The organism is Providencia sp. PROV080, from assembly GCF_033688105.1.
GTDB classification, from domain to species: Bacteria; Pseudomonadota; Gammaproteobacteria; order Enterobacterales; family Enterobacteriaceae; genus Providencia; species Providencia zhejiangensis.
This window is the reverse complement of the sequence record NZ_CP096346.1, coordinates 1,326,118-1,344,621: the sequence shown is the minus strand read 5'-3', so window position 1 is coordinate 1,344,621 and position 18,504 is coordinate 1,326,118. Positions and strand designations below refer to the sequence as shown.

At 42.1% G+C, this 18,504-nt stretch carries 11 protein-coding genes; 3 read left to right on the top strand and 8 right to left on the bottom strand.

Translation table 11 applies throughout. The features are described 5' to 3' along the window. Positions 1-2 precede the first annotated feature (2 nt). Positions 3-3,164, top strand: coding sequence for an efflux RND transporter permease subunit (locus tag M1F03_RS05795; RefSeq protein WP_154623397.1), 3,162 nt, complete (start codon positions 3-5; stop codon positions 3,162-3,164). A gap of 263 nt (positions 3,165-3,427) precedes the next feature. Continuing rightward, positions 3,428-4,363, top strand: a complete 936-nt coding sequence (locus M1F03_RS05790) for a filamentous hemagglutinin N-terminal domain-containing protein (RefSeq protein WP_247046959.1) — start codon at positions 3,428-3,430, stop codon at positions 4,361-4,363. Between the two features lie 103 nt (positions 4,364-4,466). Here M1F03_RS05790 and M1F03_RS05785 read toward each other — a convergent pair whose 3' ends face one another. From M1F03_RS05785 to dgt, 8 genes are all read right to left on the bottom strand, one after another. Then, positions 4,467-5,852, bottom strand: coding sequence for an SLC13 family permease (locus tag M1F03_RS05785; RefSeq protein ID WP_154623399.1), 1,386 nt, complete (start codon positions 5,850-5,852; stop codon positions 4,467-4,469). Positions 5,853-6,131: 279 nt separating this feature from the next. Then, the gene (gene eno, locus M1F03_RS05780) at positions 6,132-7,433 is read right to left on the bottom strand and encodes a phosphopyruvate hydratase (protein WP_154623400.1); all 1,302 of its coding nucleotides are present in this window, start codon (positions 7,431-7,433) and stop codon (positions 6,132-6,134) included. A gap of 62 nt (positions 7,434-7,495) precedes the next feature. Beyond that, the gene (gene pyrG / locus M1F03_RS05775) at positions 7,496-9,133 is read right to left on the bottom strand and encodes a glutamine hydrolyzing CTP synthase (protein WP_154623401.1); all 1,638 of its coding nucleotides are present in this window, start codon (positions 9,131-9,133) and stop codon (positions 7,496-7,498) included. Between the two features lie 867 nt (positions 9,134-10,000). Beyond that, positions 10,001-10,795, bottom strand: a complete 795-nt coding sequence (gene mazG, locus M1F03_RS05770; protein ID WP_154623403.1) for a nucleoside triphosphate pyrophosphohydrolase — start codon at positions 10,793-10,795, stop codon at positions 10,001-10,003. Positions 10,796-10,872: 77 nt separating this feature from the next. Further along, a complete protein-coding gene (relA, locus tag M1F03_RS05765) occupies positions 10,873-13,110 on the bottom strand; it encodes a GTP diphosphokinase (protein WP_154623404.1) in 2,238 nt (745 codons plus the stop codon). A 16-nt stretch (positions 13,111-13,126) separates the two neighbouring features. Next, positions 13,127-14,458: a 23S rRNA (uracil(1939)-C(5))-methyltransferase RlmD gene (gene rlmD / locus M1F03_RS05760; protein WP_251463766.1), complete on the bottom strand. Its 1,332-nt coding sequence runs from the start codon at positions 14,456-14,458 to the stop codon at positions 13,127-13,129. Between the two features lie 137 nt (positions 14,459-14,595). Continuing rightward, positions 14,596-15,903, bottom strand: a complete 1,308-nt coding sequence (locus M1F03_RS05755; protein WP_251465252.1) for an IS4 family transposase — start codon at positions 15,901-15,903, stop codon at positions 14,596-14,598. Positions 15,904-16,147: 244 nt separating this feature from the next. Next, positions 16,148-17,671 (bottom strand): dGTPase, encoded by a 1,524-nt coding sequence (dgt, locus tag M1F03_RS05750; RefSeq protein ID WP_163860832.1) that lies wholly within the window; start codon positions 17,669-17,671, stop codon positions 16,148-16,150. A 121-nt stretch (positions 17,672-17,792) separates the two neighbouring features. On the opposite strand from dgt, the gene mtnN reads away from it, so the two are divergent. Further along, entirely contained in the window at positions 17,793-18,485 is a 693-nt protein-coding gene (mtnN, locus tag M1F03_RS05745) for a 5'-methylthioadenosine/S-adenosylhomocysteine nucleosidase (RefSeq protein WP_154623406.1), read from the top strand. Positions 18,486-18,504 lie beyond the last annotated feature (19 nt).

Genomic DNA, 18,504 nt, shown 5'->3' with positions numbered 1-18,504 from the left:
TAATGCCTAAGTTTTTTATAGATAGACCAATTTTTGCATGGGTAATCGCGATTATTACTATGCTTGCTGGTCTGTTGGCAATTATCAAGTTACCTGTGGCACAGTACCCGACTATTGCACCGCCGTCCGTTTCTATTTCGGCAAACTATCCGGGCGCAGATGCATCGACGGTACAGAACACAGTGACTCAGGTTATCGAACAGAACATGAATGGTATCGATAACTTGGTGTATATGTCATCAACCAGTGATTCATCCGGTTCTGCAAGTATCATGCTGACGTTCGAAGCAGGTACTGATGGTGATATTGCTCAGGTTCAGGTTCAAAACAAACTGCAACTTGCAATGCCATTACTACCACAAGAAGTACAGCAGCAAGGTATCAGCGTTGATAAATCTACCAGTTCATTCTTGATGGTAGCTGGTTTCGTTTCTGCCGATGGCTCTATGGGGCAATATGATATTGCCGACTATGTAGGTTCAAACATTAAGGATCCACTTAGCCGAGTCAATGGTGTTGGGGAAACCCAGTTGTTTGGTACGCAATACGCGATGCGTATCTGGTTAAAACCAGAACAGCTCGTGAAGTACAACATGACAACAAATGATGTTATCAATGCCATTAAAGTGCAAAACAACCAAGTTGCGGCAGGTCAGTTAGGGGGAACACCTCCAGTTGATGGCCAACGCTTGAACGTTTCAATCATCGCGCAAACACGTTTAAACAGCCCTGAAGAGTTTGCCAATATCCTGTTACGTGTTAATCAGGATGGTTCTCAGGTGCGTTTAAAAGATCTTGCAACGGTTGAGTTAGGTGCTGAAAACTACAGTACTATTGCCCGTTTTAATGGTAAACCTGCTGCGGGGATCGGTATTAAACTCGCAACAGGCGCTAACGCACTAGATACTGCTAACAACGTTCGTGCTGCACTGGCGAATATGGAACCGTTCTTCCCTGAAGGACTAGAAATTGTTTATCCATATGATACAACGCCTTTCGTTAAAATTTCGATTAACGAAGTAGTTAAAACGCTAGTCGAAGCGATCATGTTGGTTATCGTGGTTATGTATCTGTTCTTGCAGAATATTCGAGCCACATTAATCCCAACAATTGCTGTACCCGTGGTTTTACTTGGAACGTTTGCTGTTTTGGCAGCTTTCGGTTATTCGATAAACACCTTGACCATGTTTGCGATGGTGCTTGCCATCGGTCTTCTTGTGGATGACGCCATCGTTGTTGTCGAAAACGTTGAGCGTGTTATGCAAGAAGAAGGTCTACCGCCAAAAGAAGCGACTAAAAAGTCCATGGGACAAATTCAAGGCGCGTTGGTCGGTATTGCGATGGTGCTATCAGCGGTATTTATCCCAATGGCTTTCTTTGGAGGGTCAACAGGGGCAATTTACCGTCAGTTCTCAGTAACCATCGTTTCGGCAATGATCCTGTCCGTATTCGTTGCAATGATCCTGACCCCTGCACTTTGTGCCACTATGTTGAAGCCAATTGAGAAAGGCAGTCATGGTAGCCAAAAAGGGTTCTTTGGTTGGTTCAACCGTACATTTGAAAAGCAAGCGCATCACTATACCGATAGTGTTAGCCGCATGCTCAATGGTACGGGCCGTTACCTGATCATCTATCTCATTTTAGTGGCAGGTATGGCATTAATGTTTGTTCGTCTCCCATCTTCATTCTTACCAGAAGAAGACCAGGGGGTATTCTTAGCGATGGTTCAATTACCACCGGGATCAACGCAAGAACAAACACAAGCCGTGTTGGATGAAGTTAATACTTACTTCCACACCAAAGAAGAGCGTAACGTTGAATCTGTATTTACCGTTGGTGGCTTCAGCTTCGCAGGTCAAGGCCAAAACATGGGTCTAGCGTTCGTCGTTCTGAAAAATTGGAGTGAACGTAAAGGCGATGAAAACCATGTTGAAGCCATTGTTCAGCGTGCGAACATAGCGTTATCTCAGAAACAAGAAGCCATGATCTATGCCTTTAACCTACCTGCTATTGTTGAGTTAGGTACTGCAAACGGTTTTGACTTCGAGCTCGTTGACCAAGGTAACTTAGGGCATGATGCCTTAATGGCCGCACGTAACCAATTACTTGGCTTAGCAGCTCAGCACCCTGAGATTTTGCAAGGTGTTCGTCCTAACGGTCAGGATGATACGTCACAGTATCGAATCTACATTGACCAGCAAAAAGCACAGGCTCAAGGTGTTGCTATCGCGGATATCAACGCAACGCTAAGTTCCGTATTTGGTGGTACTTATGTAAACGACTTTATCGACCGCGGTCGTGTTAAGAAAGTTTATGTACAAGGTGATGCAGAAAGCCGTATGTTGCCATCTGACATTAGCGCGCTGTATGTTCGTAACGCCCAAGGAAACATGGTACCTTTCTCGGCCTTCTTGGATGAATCCCAAGATCCTTGGAAATATGGTTCGCCACGTTTAGAGCGTTATAACGGTGTACCTTCGATGAATATTCAAGGGCAAGCAGCACCTGGTCAAAGTACCGGTGACGCAATGCTGATGATGGAGAAACTCACCACTGAAAACCTACCAAAAGGTATTGGCTATGAGTGGACGGGTATGTCATATCAGGAACGTTTATCAGGTAACCAAGCACCTGCTTTGTACGCAATCTCACTGATTGTCGTCTTCCTGTGTCTCGCGGCATTGTATGAGAGTTGGTCTGTACCATTCTCAGTCATGTTAGTCGTACCATTGGGTATTATTGGTGCATTACTGTTTACTTCTGTTCGTGGACTGTCTAACGATGTTTACTTCAAGGTCGGTCTGTTAACAACCATTGGGTTATCGGCGAAAAACGCAATCTTGATTGTTGAATTCGCCAAAGACTTGATGGAAAAAGAAGGTAAAGGGTTAGTCGAAGCGACACTTAACGCGGTTAAGATGCGTTTACGTCCAATCCTGATGACATCATTAGCCTTTATGCTTGGTGTTATCCCTCTGGTATTTAGTAATGGTGCAGGTTCTGCGGCACAGAACTCGGTAGGTACTGGTGTACTGGGTGGTATGTTCGCTGCAACCTCATTAGCTATCTTCTTTGTTCCAGTCTTCTTCGTGGTGATCCGTCGCCGCTTTTCGAATAAGTCTGAAGACATCGAACATAGTCATTCACCAGCAAAAACTGAATAACCATTTCAGTTAGAATAAATCGTAAAGGGCCACTGTATATGTGGCCCTTTTTATTATGTATAAACCACATGAGTTACGTCTGTAGCGTCAAAAAATGATATAGAAAAACATAGAAAAGCTGAGTTTAATATGATGCTTATTTAAGCGAAGTGATATTTTATTTTTTAACAGATCATTCTATTTTTTAGCCAAACTGAAAGAGTTAAACGGAGCTATACTACCAAACAGTAAAAGGGATCTTTCACTGCAAGGAGCTTCACTCAATGAAATTATTAACCGTCCAAATATCATCATTTGTATTATTGTTTGTCCATACTCACTTATCGGCTTCTACTCTTGATATCAACCAAGCTAAAACGATCAATATTGCCGCCCCGCTTAAAAACCATATTTCATTCAATAGTTTCGAAACACTCTCTTCTAATGAACATGGTTTAGTTTTTAATAATGATATTCAAGATAATCGCACTCTTGATGGTAAGGCCGCTAAAATGATCCTTGCGGAAGTGACAGGAAGTGAAGCGACCAATATCCAAGGCGTTATTGCGATTAAAGGTAAAACGGCCAACCTTGTGATTGCTAATCCTAATGGCATCACTTGGCATAATGGCTCCGCAAGTAACATTTCTAGTCTTTCATTGATAGCAGGTAACTTCGAAAGGCAATTTATTAAAGATAAAACAGACCAAGATAAACTTATCCCTAAACCCCTTGAGGATTATAAGCAATTAAAATTCTCTGTATCTCCAGGTAGCCAAGTCATCATCAGCCAGCAGCAGGCTGTGCCTATACAGTTATCTAAAATTAATGTGTTTGCTGATCGTATCAAACTACAAAATGCAGTCAATATTACCTCAGCAGTTCAAAACTATCTCAGTAGTTCAGGCAATGCATCCTTGTCTATTAGTGAAGGTTTACTCCATTCAGGTGCTAAATACCGTTCAACAACTTTGCATAGTGAGGGAAGTCACTTTGAATTAAGTGAAAATGCCAAACTTATGGGGCGTTCAATTTTGCTCGAAAGTCATCGGTATCAATGTAAAGACAGTTTTATGTGTCCACAAAATAAAATTGATATTAATGGGTTAATTGAAGCGATGAATTTTTCATTACAAGGTGAGAATCAGTTGGCTATCACGGGGCAATTACGTTTAGGTAGTAACCAACAAACCTTAGTCGGACAAAGTGCCAATTTTTAAAGTCACTATTAAAAGAATAAAATACACGCCTTATTAAACACTAGCGGCCTCATTTGAGGCCGCTAGGGGATAAAAATTTAATCTTGAACTCACTATTGGGTCATTATAACCAGAAGAACCAAGCAAACAGTGAGATCACAATGATACAAGCTACGTTCAATACCGCGCCAACACGGACCATTTCTATCTGTCTAATATAACCAGAACCAAAGACAATAGCGTTCGGAGGTGTTGCAACAGGTAACATAAAGGCACAAGATGCACCAATACCAATGATCATCGTTAATACCATTGGAGGCATGCCTAATGCTTCAGCGACTGTGGCAAAAATCGGAACTAATAGCGCCGCACTCGCCGTATTACTGGTAAATTCTGTTAAAATAATGATGAATGTAGTCACCGCTAAAATAATAACAAACCAGTGGCTTTGACCAAATGTCATTTGCATCCAGTCAGCCATTATCTTACTTGCTCCAGATGAACTTAAAATCGCGCTCAGTGTTAAACCACCACCGAACAGCATCAGTACACCCCACTCAGTATTTTTCTGAATTTGAGCCCAGCTAGCAACACCAGTAATCCCAATTAGAATTGCTGCACTTACAGCAATAATGGTGTCCAAGTCTTTAACACCACCTAACGCATCACTAATAAACGTACTCGTAATCCAGCAAACAACCGCAATTAAGAAAATGATCATGGCAGTGATACGTTTACCATTCCACTTTACATGCTCAAGTTCTAATTCAAAGCGGTGCTTCAGATTTGGTCGTAACATCATAAACATCAGCACAAACATCATAGGCAGTAATACAACCATGATCGGAATACCATATTTCATCCATGATAAAAAGTCTAAACCAAGTGCAGATGCAGCGATTGCGTTTGGAGGACTACCAACAATAGTCCCTAACCCACCAATACTGGCACTATAAGCAACGCCGAGTAACACAAACACGAATGTATTACGTTCATGGCGAACATCTAAATTAGAGAGAATACCTAATACAAGTGGTAACATCATCGCCGCAGTCGCAGTGTTACTAATCCACATCGAAAGTAATGCAGTAACACCGAACAATAGCACCACCGCAACAGATAAGCGCCCACGGGCAATCATCAACAAACGGTTAGCAATCAGTCTATCTAGACCTTGAATATGCAAAGCCGTTGCCAAAGCAAAGCCACCGAAGAATAGAAAAATGATTGGGTTAGCGAAGGATTTCAACGCATCCCCAGTGTTCATTAACCCTAGCCCTACCGCTAGAATTGGAATACATAATGCAGTGATAGTCACGTGTATAGCTTCAGTTAACCAAAGCACACCAATAAATACCATCATTGCTAGGCCTGCATTTGCTTTATCATCAAAAGGCAAATACTTTAAAAGTAAAATTAGCAATACGATATCAATAGCTAAAATCACCCAGCCCCTAACATTGGACGGGGTTGGCCCCACAGAAGGTTTTAGGGATTCAGAAGCATCCATGTTAACTCCATTGGCTCATCAGTGCGGTAACACATCAAGCTCTTGTTAATATTTATTTACAGTGGAGGAAATATAGAGTTAATTGAATGGAATGAAAATGTGGATAATCAAAAATTGAGATCTGAAACGCGCAATTTAGCTATTTTTTCATTTGATACATAAAAAATTATCGCTTTTATCGACAGATAAGCGGAATCCCTACAACGATTCAATATATTGAATAAAAAAACGGGAAGCCTGAGCCTCCCGTTTTCTTTAATGACTGAGCCTAATATCTAATTACGCTTGGCCTTTAACTTCTTTTAAACCATTGAATGGCGCACGCTCACCCAGAGCTTCTTCAATACGGATCAGTTGGTTGTATTTAGCAACACGGTCAGAACGGCTCATAGAACCTGTTTTAATTTGACCCGCTGCGGTACCAACTGCTAGGTCAGCAATGGTTGCATCTTCAGTTTCACCTGAGCGGTGAGAGATAACAGCAGTGTAACCCGCATCTTTCGCCATTTTAATTGCAGCCAGAGTTTCAGTCAAAGAACCGATCTGGTTGAATTTAATCAAGATAGAGTTAGCAATGCCTTTCTCAATACCTTCTTTCAGGATCTTGGTATTTGTAACGAACAAATCGTCACCAACCAATTGGATTTTGTCACCAAGTACCTTAGTTTGGTATGCAAAACCATCCCAGTCGGATTCGTTCAACCCATCTTCGATAGAAACGATTGGGTATTCTTTGGTCAGACCTTCTAGGTAATGAGTGAATTCTTGTGAAGTAAAGGTTTTACCTTCACCTTTCAATTCGTAGTTACCTGTTTCTTTGTTGTAGAACTCAGAAGCCGCACAGTCCATAGCCAGAGTAACATCTTTACCTAAAACATAACCAGCTTGTTCAACTGCTTCTTTAATCGCAGCCAAAGCAGCAGCGTTAGATTCTAAGTTTGGTGCATAGCCACCTTCATCACCCACAGCTGTATTCATACCTTTAGACTTCAGTACTTTAGCTAAGTGATGGAAAATTTCAGAACCCATACGAACAGCTTCTTTCAGCGTAGGAGCGCCAACAGGCTGGATCATGAATTCTTGAATATCAACGTTATTATCAGCGTGCTCACCACCATTGATGATGTTCATCATTGGCAGAGGCATTGAATATTGACCGTGAGTACCGTTCAGGTCAGAAATATGCTCGTAAAGAGGCATACCTTTTGCCGCAGCGGCTGCTTTTGCGTTAGCTAAAGACACAGCCAGAATCGCGTTTGCACCAAATTTAGATTTGTTATCAGTGCCATCCAGATCAATCATGATCTTATCGATAGCTGCTTGGTCTTTCGCATTTTGACCGATCAGCGCTTCTGCAATTGGACCATTCACTGCCGCAACTGCTTTCAAAACACCTTTACCCAGAAAACGTGATTTATCACCATCACGCAGCTCCAGTGCTTCACGAGAACCTGTAGATGCACCTGATGGCGCAGCAGCTAAACCAACAAAGCCACCTTCTAAATGAACTTCAGCTTCTACAGTTGGGTTACCACGAGAATCAATGATTTCACGACCGATCACTTTAACGATTTTGGACATTAGGTTTTCCTCAGTACAAGTTAAATTGTGGGAGATAGGCCATTGACCTATCCCGCCATATCTTATTTCAACTCACCTTTCTGGTAGCTACCAGCGGCTTTAACAAAACCTTCAAACAATGGGTGACCATCTCTTGGTGTTGAAGTGAATTCAGGGTGGAACTGGCATGCTACAAACCATGGGTGGTTTGGATTTTCAATAATTTCAACCAGTTTATTATCCACTGAACGACCTGCAACTTTTAAACCAGCATCTTCAATGCGTTTTAGCAGCATATTATTCACTTCATAACGATGACGATGACGTTCAATAATTGTATCTTCGCCATACATGTCACGAACTAAGCTGTCTTTCACTAAGTGGCATGGTTGACCACCTACACGCATCGTGCCACCAAGATCGCTCTCTTCAGAACGCACCTCTAGATTACCATTTTCGTCACGCCATTCAGTAATTAACGCAACAACCGGATATTTACACTCCGCATCAAACTCAGTTGAGTTCGCCCCTTCCATGTTGGCAACATTACGTGCAAACTCAATTAAAGCAACCTGCATTCCCAAACAAATACCTAAATAAGGCACTTTGTTTTCACGTGCATAGCGCGCTGTCATAATTTTACCTTCAATGCCACGTTCACCAAATCCACCAGGAACGAGAATTGCATCTAAGCCTTTTAACAGTTCAACGCCACGTGTTTCTACATCTTGAGAATCAATCAGTTTAATATTGACGGTGAGGCGATTTTTTAAACCACCGTGTTTCAACGCTTCAATCACGGATTTATAAGCGTCGGGTAATTCTACATATTTACCAACCATACCGATGGTAACTTCACCAGTAGGATTAGCTTCTTCATAAATGACTTGTTCCCATTCAGAAAGATTCGCTTCGCGGCAATCCAAGTTGAAACGTCGGCAGATGTACTCATCCAAGCCTTGTGATTTCAACATACCAGGGATTTTATAGATAGAATCAACATCTTTCAGTGAAATAACGGCTTTTTCAGGAACATTACAGAACAAAGCAATTTTCGCACGCTCATTCGCAGGAATAACGCGGTCTGAACGACAAATCAATACGTCAGGCTGAATACCGATAGAGAGCAGCTCTTTTACTGAGTGCTGAGTCGGTTTCGTTTTAACTTCGCCTGCTGCTGCCAGATAGGGCACTAGCGTCAAATGTAGATATAAAGTGCGCTCACGACCAACTTCAGCCGCCATTTGGCGAATCGCTTCTAAGAATGGTAGAGATTCGATATCACCAACCGTTCCGCCGACTTCAACGAGAACAACATCATGACCTTCACCACCACGGATAATGCGGTCTTTGATTTCATTAGTGATATGAGGGATGACTTGGATAGTTGCGCCTAGATAGTCGCCACGACGCTCTTTGCGTAGTACTTCTGAATAAACACGGCCAGTCGTAAAGTTATTACGGCGTGTCATTTTGGTACGGATAAAACGCTCATAATGACCTAAATCCAAGTCAGTTTCAGCGCCGTCTTCTGTTACGAAAACTTCCCCGTGTTGGGTTGGGCTCATTGTACCAGGATCAACGTTGATGTACGGATCCAGTTTCATAATGGTGACATTGAGTCCACGGGCTTCGAGTATAGCCGCCAAAGAGGCTGCGGCAATGCCTTTACCCAGAGAGGATACGACCCCGCCGGTCACAAAAATATAATTAGTTTTCATGCTGAACCTGAAAGTTTAGGTTTAAAAGATGATGGATATAACAGGACGGGAAAACAGTATACCCGAACCTTAATTTCGCTACAAATGTTCTAAGCATAATAAGGTTAACTTTCCTCTATATTCCATTAATATCAGCTAGTTAAAATAAAAAATATTTTCTAGCCCCAAACAAGGTTGATTAACATGCAAACAGCAACAGTGCGAGACTCAAGCTGTTTAACCTATTAAGTGACTTTGCTTACCCTAGTCTTCAAGATACGGCCGCTTAAAAACAGTTTTCCTTAAAGTAAAATAGCAATGTGAGTTCACTCATCATATACCTATTTTAGGTTAGCAAATTTGCGTTATCATGCCACTCTTAACACTTCATCTCTCTTCAATTCCATGTCTCCCCATAGAAACACCTTCTAAGGCTAGCATATTTTTCGCAAAAGCTAAATCCTTTCAGCAAAACTAGCGAGAACTAAGATGGTTTTATTAAATTAGGTGAAATTTTTTGTATGATGCGGATAAAAGAGCGGCAATCTGACATGTATTAAGCACACATTATAGGTTAACAGCGGTGTGCTTTACCGCAGTGATGATTTTCCCAACAAGATAATCAATCATACGGTGACACCCAGCGATTTAATCGCAGATTAAAAACCTTATCTGCCGATTTTATCCTTTCTGGGCGATGAGCGACAAAAACATGAGTAATTTGCAGTGAGGCAATCGCCTCCGTTATTTTACGTTCATTTTCTACGACAGCTAAGTCAGTCAAACTCGTTATACTTTTACGGAAACCCTGATAATCACTTATCGCTTTGCATCACAACGAAGATATGCACACTGAATATTTTGTTGGTATGAAATTACAAACAACAGTTATTCCGCGAGCTTAATTTGCTGCCAATGCTGTTCCATCTCCTCAAGCGTTGCGGTTTCTGTGGTTTTACCTTCTAGTGCAAGGCGTGACTCAATTTGGCGAAAACGCTTTTCAAATTTCTGGCAGGCCTTGTTTAGCGCCATTTCGGGCTTATGGCCTAGGTGGCGAGATAAATTCACAGTAGCAAACAGTAAATCGCCAATTTCTTCTTCTAGGCGCTGTTCATCAACAACCACTTGAGTGGCCTCTTCCATCACTTCATCCAACTCTTCACGCACTTTATCGACCACAGGACCGAGTGTATCCCAATCAAAACCGACCGACGCGCAACGTTTTTGTATTTTATACGCTTTCATTAATGCAGGTAATGCGCTTGGAATATCATCAAGCACCGAAAATTGCGCCTTTTGTGCGCGTTCAGCAGACTTACGTTTTTCCCATCCAGCCAGTGCAGCATCACTATCAGGGTGGTTTTCGGCGTCAAAAATATGTGGATGGCGCCGTTCTAGCTTATCACTAACTGCTTGGCAAATATCATCAAAATCAAATCGTGATTGCTCTTTAGCCATCTGTGCATAAAACACCACTTGAAAGAGCAGATCGCCTAATTCCCCTTTTAAGTCGTTAAAATCTTCGCGTTCAATGGCATCAATCACCTCATATGTCTCTTCTAGCGTATACGGTGCGATGGTTTTAAACGTTTGCTGAGTGTCCCATGGACAACCTGTTTGCGGATCACGCAGTTTTGCCATGATATCCAGTAAACGTTCAATTTGTGGTGTGCTTGAACTCATATTTTTTGACCTTTAAATATAAAAAATCCCATGAATCAAAGGATAACATGGGATCTTGGGTTATTCACTAAAACCTATTATTGTGAATGGCGTTTGGCTTCAATCACATCTGGTAGTTGATTGAGTTTCGCTAACACTCTCGCTAAGACTTGCAGATTGTATATCTCAATCGTCATATCAATCGTGGCTAACTGCTGCTTAACATCACTACGGCTGCTCACGCCGAGTACATTCACTTTTTCATTCGCTAAAATGGTAGTGATATCACGCAATAATCCACTTCTATCGTTAGCGACAACACGTACGACTAGCGAATAGCCACTGGAGTAGTTTTCTCCCCAGACCGCGTCAACTAAACGTTCTGGTGCATGACTCTGTAACTCAGCAAGCTGTTCACAATCAACACTATGGATTGAGATCCCTCTTCCCTTAGTGATAAAGCCGACAATATCATCACCGGGAATTGGCTGGCAGCAACGCGCAATATGGTGCATAAGGTTACCAACCCCTTCGACCACAACTCGTCCACTACTGTTAGTTTGAGATGTTGGACGTGGTGCTGCCGTTTTACTTTCCAGTGTTTTTAGTGCTTCACGATCAGCTTCTTCGGCTGTGGTCTTCTTAAATTTACTTTGTAAGAAGTTGACTAACTGGTTGATACGAATATCACCGCCACCAATACCGGCAAGGACTTCATCAAGGGAATGAACGTTATAGCGCGTAATCAGCAATTTTTCGGCTTCTTTGATACTGATATCAAGATGCGCCAATTCGTTATCAAGAATTTGACGTCCCGCTAGGATATTTTTGTCACGATCTTGCTTACGGAACCAATTATGAATTTTGGCGCGACCACGACTCGTTGTGACATAACCTAAGTTAGGATTCAGCCAATCACGACTTGGGTTTGGATGTTTTTGGGTAATAATTTCAATTTGATCGCCCATCTGTAATTGATAGCTAAACGGCACAATACGGCCACCAATTTTAGCGCCAATACAGCGGTGTCCAACATCACTATGAATATGGTAGGCAAAATCAAGCGGTGTTGAGCCGGCAGGCAAATCAACCACATCACCTTTAGGCGTAAACACATAGACACGGTCATCAAAGACTTGGCTACGCACTTCATCAAGCATTTCACCTGAATCAGCCATTTCTTCTTGCCATGCGATCAGTTTACGTAACCACGCAATACGGTTTTCATAACTGCTACCTTTGCCTATACCAGTCGCACCCTCTTTATATTTCCAGTGTGCGGCTACCCCCAACTCTGCATCTTCATGCATTTGTCGAGTCCGGATTTGTATTTCCAGCGTTTTTCCATTCGGCCCTAACACCACTGTATGAATGGATTGGTAACCATTTGGTTTGGGGTTGGCAACATAATCATCAAATTCATCAGGTAGATGACGGAAATGGGTATGAACAATTCCTAATGCCGCATAGCAATCCTGAAGACGTTCCACCACAATACGTACAGCTCTGACATCGAACAATTCATCAAATGCCAGCGATTTTTTCTTCATTTTGCGCCAAATGCTGTAAATATGCTTAGGACGCCCATAAATTTCTGCTTGAATATTTTCTTTCAGCATTTTTTTACGCAAAACACTCACAAAATTATCAATGTAGTCTTCGCGGTCGATACGGCGTTCATGCAATAGATTCGCAATTTTTTTGTATTCTTCTGGGTGCAGATAACGAAAGCAGAAGTCTTCTAATTCCCATTTTAACTGACCAATTCCTAAGCGATTGGCTAATGGCGCATAAATATTTGAACACTCTTTTGCTGCCAGTACGCGCTCATCTTCGGTTGCATCTTTAACTTCTCGTAAATGTGCAATCCTTTCTGCAAGTTTGATGACAACGCAGCGAAAATCTTCCACCATCGATAAAAGCATACGACGAACGTTATCGACTTGAACAGAGCTCGTTTCCGCTGATTGAGTTGCTTTTAATTGACGGATCGCATCCATTTCCAAGACGCCTTTAACAAGCTCATAAATCGATTTACCGAAATCATCGATGACAGCTTGTTCATCTAGCTGATTCTCTTCAACTAATGGGAATAGTAATGCCGCTTGTAGACTGCCAATATCCATGCTCAGCGTTGACAGAATTTCCGTCATTTCAATCCCACGCCATAGCAATAAAGCGGCTATTTCTTGCCCTGCTAATTTATCATGACAATACTGCCAGGTATGGATGAGCTTTTGTTCTGATTGTGGATTATTTAGCCCCAGTCCGCTTACCCATTTTTCAGGGGCAAACTCACCTGCTGGGGTAAGATGTGCACTTCTTACAGCAACCATATATTCTCCCTACCTGTTAACCCTCTGGGCTATTGATAAATAGCGCCATTGATTCCAGATGGCTGGTATGTGGAAACATATCCAACATCCGCAATTGTATTAACTGATATCCAGCCTCAAGCAAAACTTTGCTATCCCGCGCCAAAGTGGTGGGGTTACAAGAAACATAGACAATTTTTTCGGGCATCAGTTTAACTAAATGTTCCATTACACCAGCGGCCCCTGCTCGAGCAGGGTCTAAAAGCACTTTATTAAACCCTTCAGTTGCCCATGGTTGTGTATGGATTTGCGCCTCTAAGTTTTCATTATAGAAGGTCGCATTAGCAATTAAATTGCGCTCAGCATTATTCTGAGCTTGTTTGACTAAATTTTCGACACCTTCAACCCCAACAACTGATTTTACCTGCCTCGCTATTGGTAAGGTAAAATTTCCCATACCGCAAAATAAGTCTAAAACACGATCATGAGGGCTCAGCTCAAGCCATTCAAGAGCTTGGGTAACCATTTTTTGGTTAATTTCACCATTAACTTGTATAAAGTTTAATGGGCTAAACTGCAAGGTTTCTCCAGCCACTTGATATTCAGGTAAAACGGCGGTTTCACTCAGTGGCTGTAAGTGATGATCCTCCCCTGCTAACCAAACAGAGACCCCATACACGCTTTCAAAATGCTTAAGCTGTTGTTTATCTGAAGATACTAAGGGGGCAAGATGGCGAAGTAACACGATCAGGCTATTATCCGCACGGATCAGTTCAACATGGCCAAGTTTTGGAGCTACTTTTAACTGATTTAAACAGTCAGATAACGGTTGGAGCAGCTGATCAAGATCATGATGTAACACTGGACACTGTTTGATGTCTACCAGTGTATTCGATTGAGTTTGACGGAATCCCATCAAAAGATGCTGACTTTTGTTATGGTATTGCAGCCCTAGACGCGCCCGACGACGATAACCATAAGGCTCACCAAAAATAATCGGCTTCGCTTCTTTTATTACGCCTGTTTCACGCGCGATCAAGTGTTGCAATGCTTGTGCTTTGCTTTCTCTTTGTAATGAAATATCAACATGTTGCTGCTGGCAGCCACCACATTGATTGAAATAACGGCATTGCGGCTTAACGCGTTGTGGACTGGTATTGAATCGTTTAATGACTTTGCCCTTTGCAAAGCGACTTTTTTCCTCAACCAGTTCGACCTGAGCCTGTTCCCCAGGTAGCACCCCCGCAACAAAAATAGCTTTGCCATCAGAGCGCGCAACGCCTTGGCCTGAAGCATCTAAACTATCAATTGTAACCGTTACTTGACGGCGTTGGGTGGTACGGCGGTTTGGCGAGTAAAATTGGGCCATAATTCGTCACTACGAGGCGTTAAGTTTTAGAAGATAATTTTGTTTGCTTTCTCTGTTTCAAAAAAGCGCTATTTACTCGCATGTTAGATGTGAAGTAAAAAGCGCGCCTATAATAGTAATGCTTGTCAGTTAAGTCATTAATATCGCCGTAACGGGTATCGTTGCGGCTTTTTCTTTACCGCCCTAGGGTAATGCCTTTGTCGTCGACTCGGTAGAACAAAACTTCTAGCCATTGCCAATATCCCATTAATGAATTTTGGTATGTTTCCCGGAGCAACCGCGGGAAGCAGGCTCAGTTGGGCACTCAGGTATATCGCAGTTTGTTTAAATCCCATCTGATAGGGCTCTGTATCTTTCAAGCTGTATGCCATCTGAGCCATCATAAACCGCAGTAAGTTATACGCGAGTACCATTCCCCATAACTCTTGATTTACTAAGACGGGCTTTTTGCTCCTCAATGTGAGTTCATTATTCAACATATGCTGCTTCATTTCTCTGAAGCCATGTTCTATTTCCCAACGATGCCCATACAGGTCGACAATATCGGCGTTGGGGTATCGAAGTGGATCACTCATTGATGTTAATATCTGAACCCTCTTCCCATTCACGTCTTTTGTTATCAATCGAGCTCTCAATATCATTGGAGCGTTAGTCCATTTTTTGCGTGCTTGAGGGGATAGACGTAATTCAACTAACTCATCTCCGGAGCCGAGTTTCTCTACGACTAGGTACTGTGAGCCTTTACGTAATGGGAGCATCCAGTGTTTCTCTACGCCAGAGGACTGCCAATGGTGAAGTAACCCCAGAGCATAAAATCCTTTATCAAAAATGGTCAGAGAACTATCCGGGGTTTGCTCTGTCAATTTGGCAGCAAGGCCAATTTCGCTCACCTCGGAAACGCTACCAAAATGTGCGCCCGAAATCAGATGGCTTGTGATCTCCATCTGGCAAACCATGCGAAGTTGCGGCCAATCAGAACGTGAGTGTTCATTGGCTGTTCGCCCAAATACGGCATCATTTTCAGGGGTATCTGGTGTACGCCATAATGTGCCATCGACAGCCATTAGGGTTAATCCGTTCCAGTGTGATAATGGCAGTTTATCAAGCCAGAGCTGACTTGTTTTCTCAAATACTTTACGGACTGCATCTTCCCCTAGCCGTTGACGTGCCTGAACAACGGCACTTGGTGCAACGAAAGGCCGGTTACCTGGTAAAACAATGTCTAAATGAGAAACGAGTTGCGCCATGGAAAGAGAACGAAAAAGGGACATTCCTGTTACAGCCCATACCATCATTTCCATCGGAAGACGGCGTTTTCTTATCGTAACAACCCCAGCATCCACGAGACATTCATCAATAAGTTCAGCGGAAAGGAGGTCCGAAAGGGCTGTAAATTCTGTTGGAGAGAAAGCCTGAACAGTCTCGAGTGCTTGGCTAAGTAACATAAAAAAATCCGTAATTTTTGGAATGATTACGGATTTTTGCAGAACTGTAGGATCGTTCAACTCATTATTTAGTTCTTAACTGATCGGCATTACGCCTATAATAGCAGTTTTTTTGCCAAGATGAGTTATCACTTTTTCACTTAACGTATATTTTTTTATTATTTTGTTCTTTTTTATCAACTTATTTCTAAATAAATCGCTGCATTTTCCGCCGAAAATCCGCTTATGGCGCATAAATAAACATTCAATTAGACACCGTACTTTTACGGTACTCTTCATAGGCATAATGATCAGTCATTCCACTGATATAATCCTGAATTAACCGCGCTCGGTAGTAAAATTCAAGGATCGATCTTTCTACTTCATTGGTTGCGCAGATGCCTTCAATCGCTTCGCTGTATGACAATCGATGTTTATTAGAGAGCTTATGAAATAAACGCGTCTCGATAAAAAATTGTTTATGGTAGTTATTTTCAACTAATGAGGCGAAATCGTTTCTATCTAGCATCAATAATGGACGGTAAAAATCTAGCAGCCCGCCGATAATACGATAACCTTGCAGCTCAAGCTCTTCCACCTCGTGGTGGCTGAAAACATGCTTGAATGCCACCGTTTTCAAAACCTTTAGTAGCCGATGTTCTGGGCTTTTATCTTCGAGTAACGCACTATTAAAACGCCCTGCATAGATTTCAGGGAGGTTTTGAATAAAACGCTGAGCACTGTAACGAGCCAGTTTGCTAGTAATATTGACGCGTAAATACATAAAGAATTGGTCTTGCTGAATACGTCTCGTATGATTATCACTGATATTATTAAAAGCACTCATGATTGTTTCATCAAATAAGTCACCTTTTTTGACCGTTCCCCACTCTGCTTGTAAATAATCAATTAATTGCTCAACGGTAAAAATACCTTTTTCCGCCGCATCATCTAAATCAGCAATACAGTAAGAGATATCATCAGCGGCTTCCATGATATAAGAAAGAGGAAAACGGCAATATTTCTCCATATCAAGCTTTTGGCTTAGTTCATTAATAAAATGTAACTCAGACCAGTAATAACCGGGCTTTTTCATTAAATAATCAAACTGTTCAGGAATAGGCTCGAGATCATAAGCACCACGGGTATACTTCAGAATTGCCCCAACCTGAGCATAAGTCAGGTTCAATTTCAGCAAGCGATGAACCATGCGTATTCCTTGTGCATTCCCTTCGAAAGAGCACAAATCCTGTTTTAATTGCCGACGGAATAGGTCGAGTCGCTCATCCCCTGTCAAACGCATTGCCGCAATCCTGCAAGGATCTGGAGATTCAGGAGTGAATTGATATTGAGGAGCAAGAAGCTGGCTAAACCAACTTTGGATTGCCGCTTCACCAAAGTGCCCAAAAGGCGGATTACCAATATCATGCATCAAACATGACATTTCCACGAGGCTTTCAAAAGCATCACAACGTTCCTCTAAACCATATTTCTCTAACAAATTTTTCTTTTTTAGTTCATGTAAAACGGTTTTGCTGATATAACGCCCAACTTGCTGTACTTCTAATGAATGAGTCAAACGGCTACGTACAGCGGCATTTTGTTCTAATGGAAAAACTTGCGTTTTTTGCTGTAAACGACGAATTGCTGCTGAATTGATGATACGCCCTCTATCGCTCTCAAATTGACGATTGACCGCATCTTCATTGTGAGCTGAGATTTTAGGGCTTTTCGAACTATTATAGTTCCGTTGATAATTCAGTTTAGTCAGAAAATTAATTGCGCTCACGCCAACTCCTCATCCTTTCTGTACAGACTAAAATAAAAGGCAGAGAAAATAGGCCGTTCAATGCTACACTTTAGCCATCTCAACCTTAAGTGTCTAATTAATCAACAGCGAGTATGACATAATGAAAGTCGGTATCATAGGTGCAATGGAGCAGGAAGTTGCCATCCTGCGTGAACAAATTGAAAACTGCCAAACAATTAGCCGCGCTAGCTGCGAAATTTATACAGGAAAAATTAATGGCGTTGATGTTGCACTACTAAAATCAGGTATAGGTAAAGTTGCAGCAGCAATCGGTACAACTTTACTCCTCGAACATTGCCAACCGGATATTGTGATTAACACGGGTTCTGCTGGCGGTTTAGATGCCAAACTTAATGTCGGTGATATCGTGGTTTCAACCGAAGTTCGCTATCATGATGCTGATGTCACTGCTTTTGGCTATGAATATGGTCAAATGGCACAATGCCCACCCGCCTTTATTGCAGATGCAAACTTGATTAGCCTTGCCGAAAAATGTATTCAGCAGCTAAATATGAACGCGGTACGCGGCCTTGTGTGCAGTGGTGATGCCTTTATTAATGGCTCAGAGCCTTTAGCGCGCATTAAACAGCATTTCCCACATGTTGCCGCAGTTGAGATGGAAGCAACCGCTATCGGCCAAGTTTGCCACCAATTTGGGGTGCCGTTTGTCGTTGTACGAGCCATTTCAGATGTAGCAGATAAAGAATCGCACACCAGCTTTGAGGAGTTTTTACCTGTTGCAGCACGTCAATCATCATTGATGATAGCGGCTATTTTAGCTGAATTAGCTTAATCTTTTTCAATATAAAAAA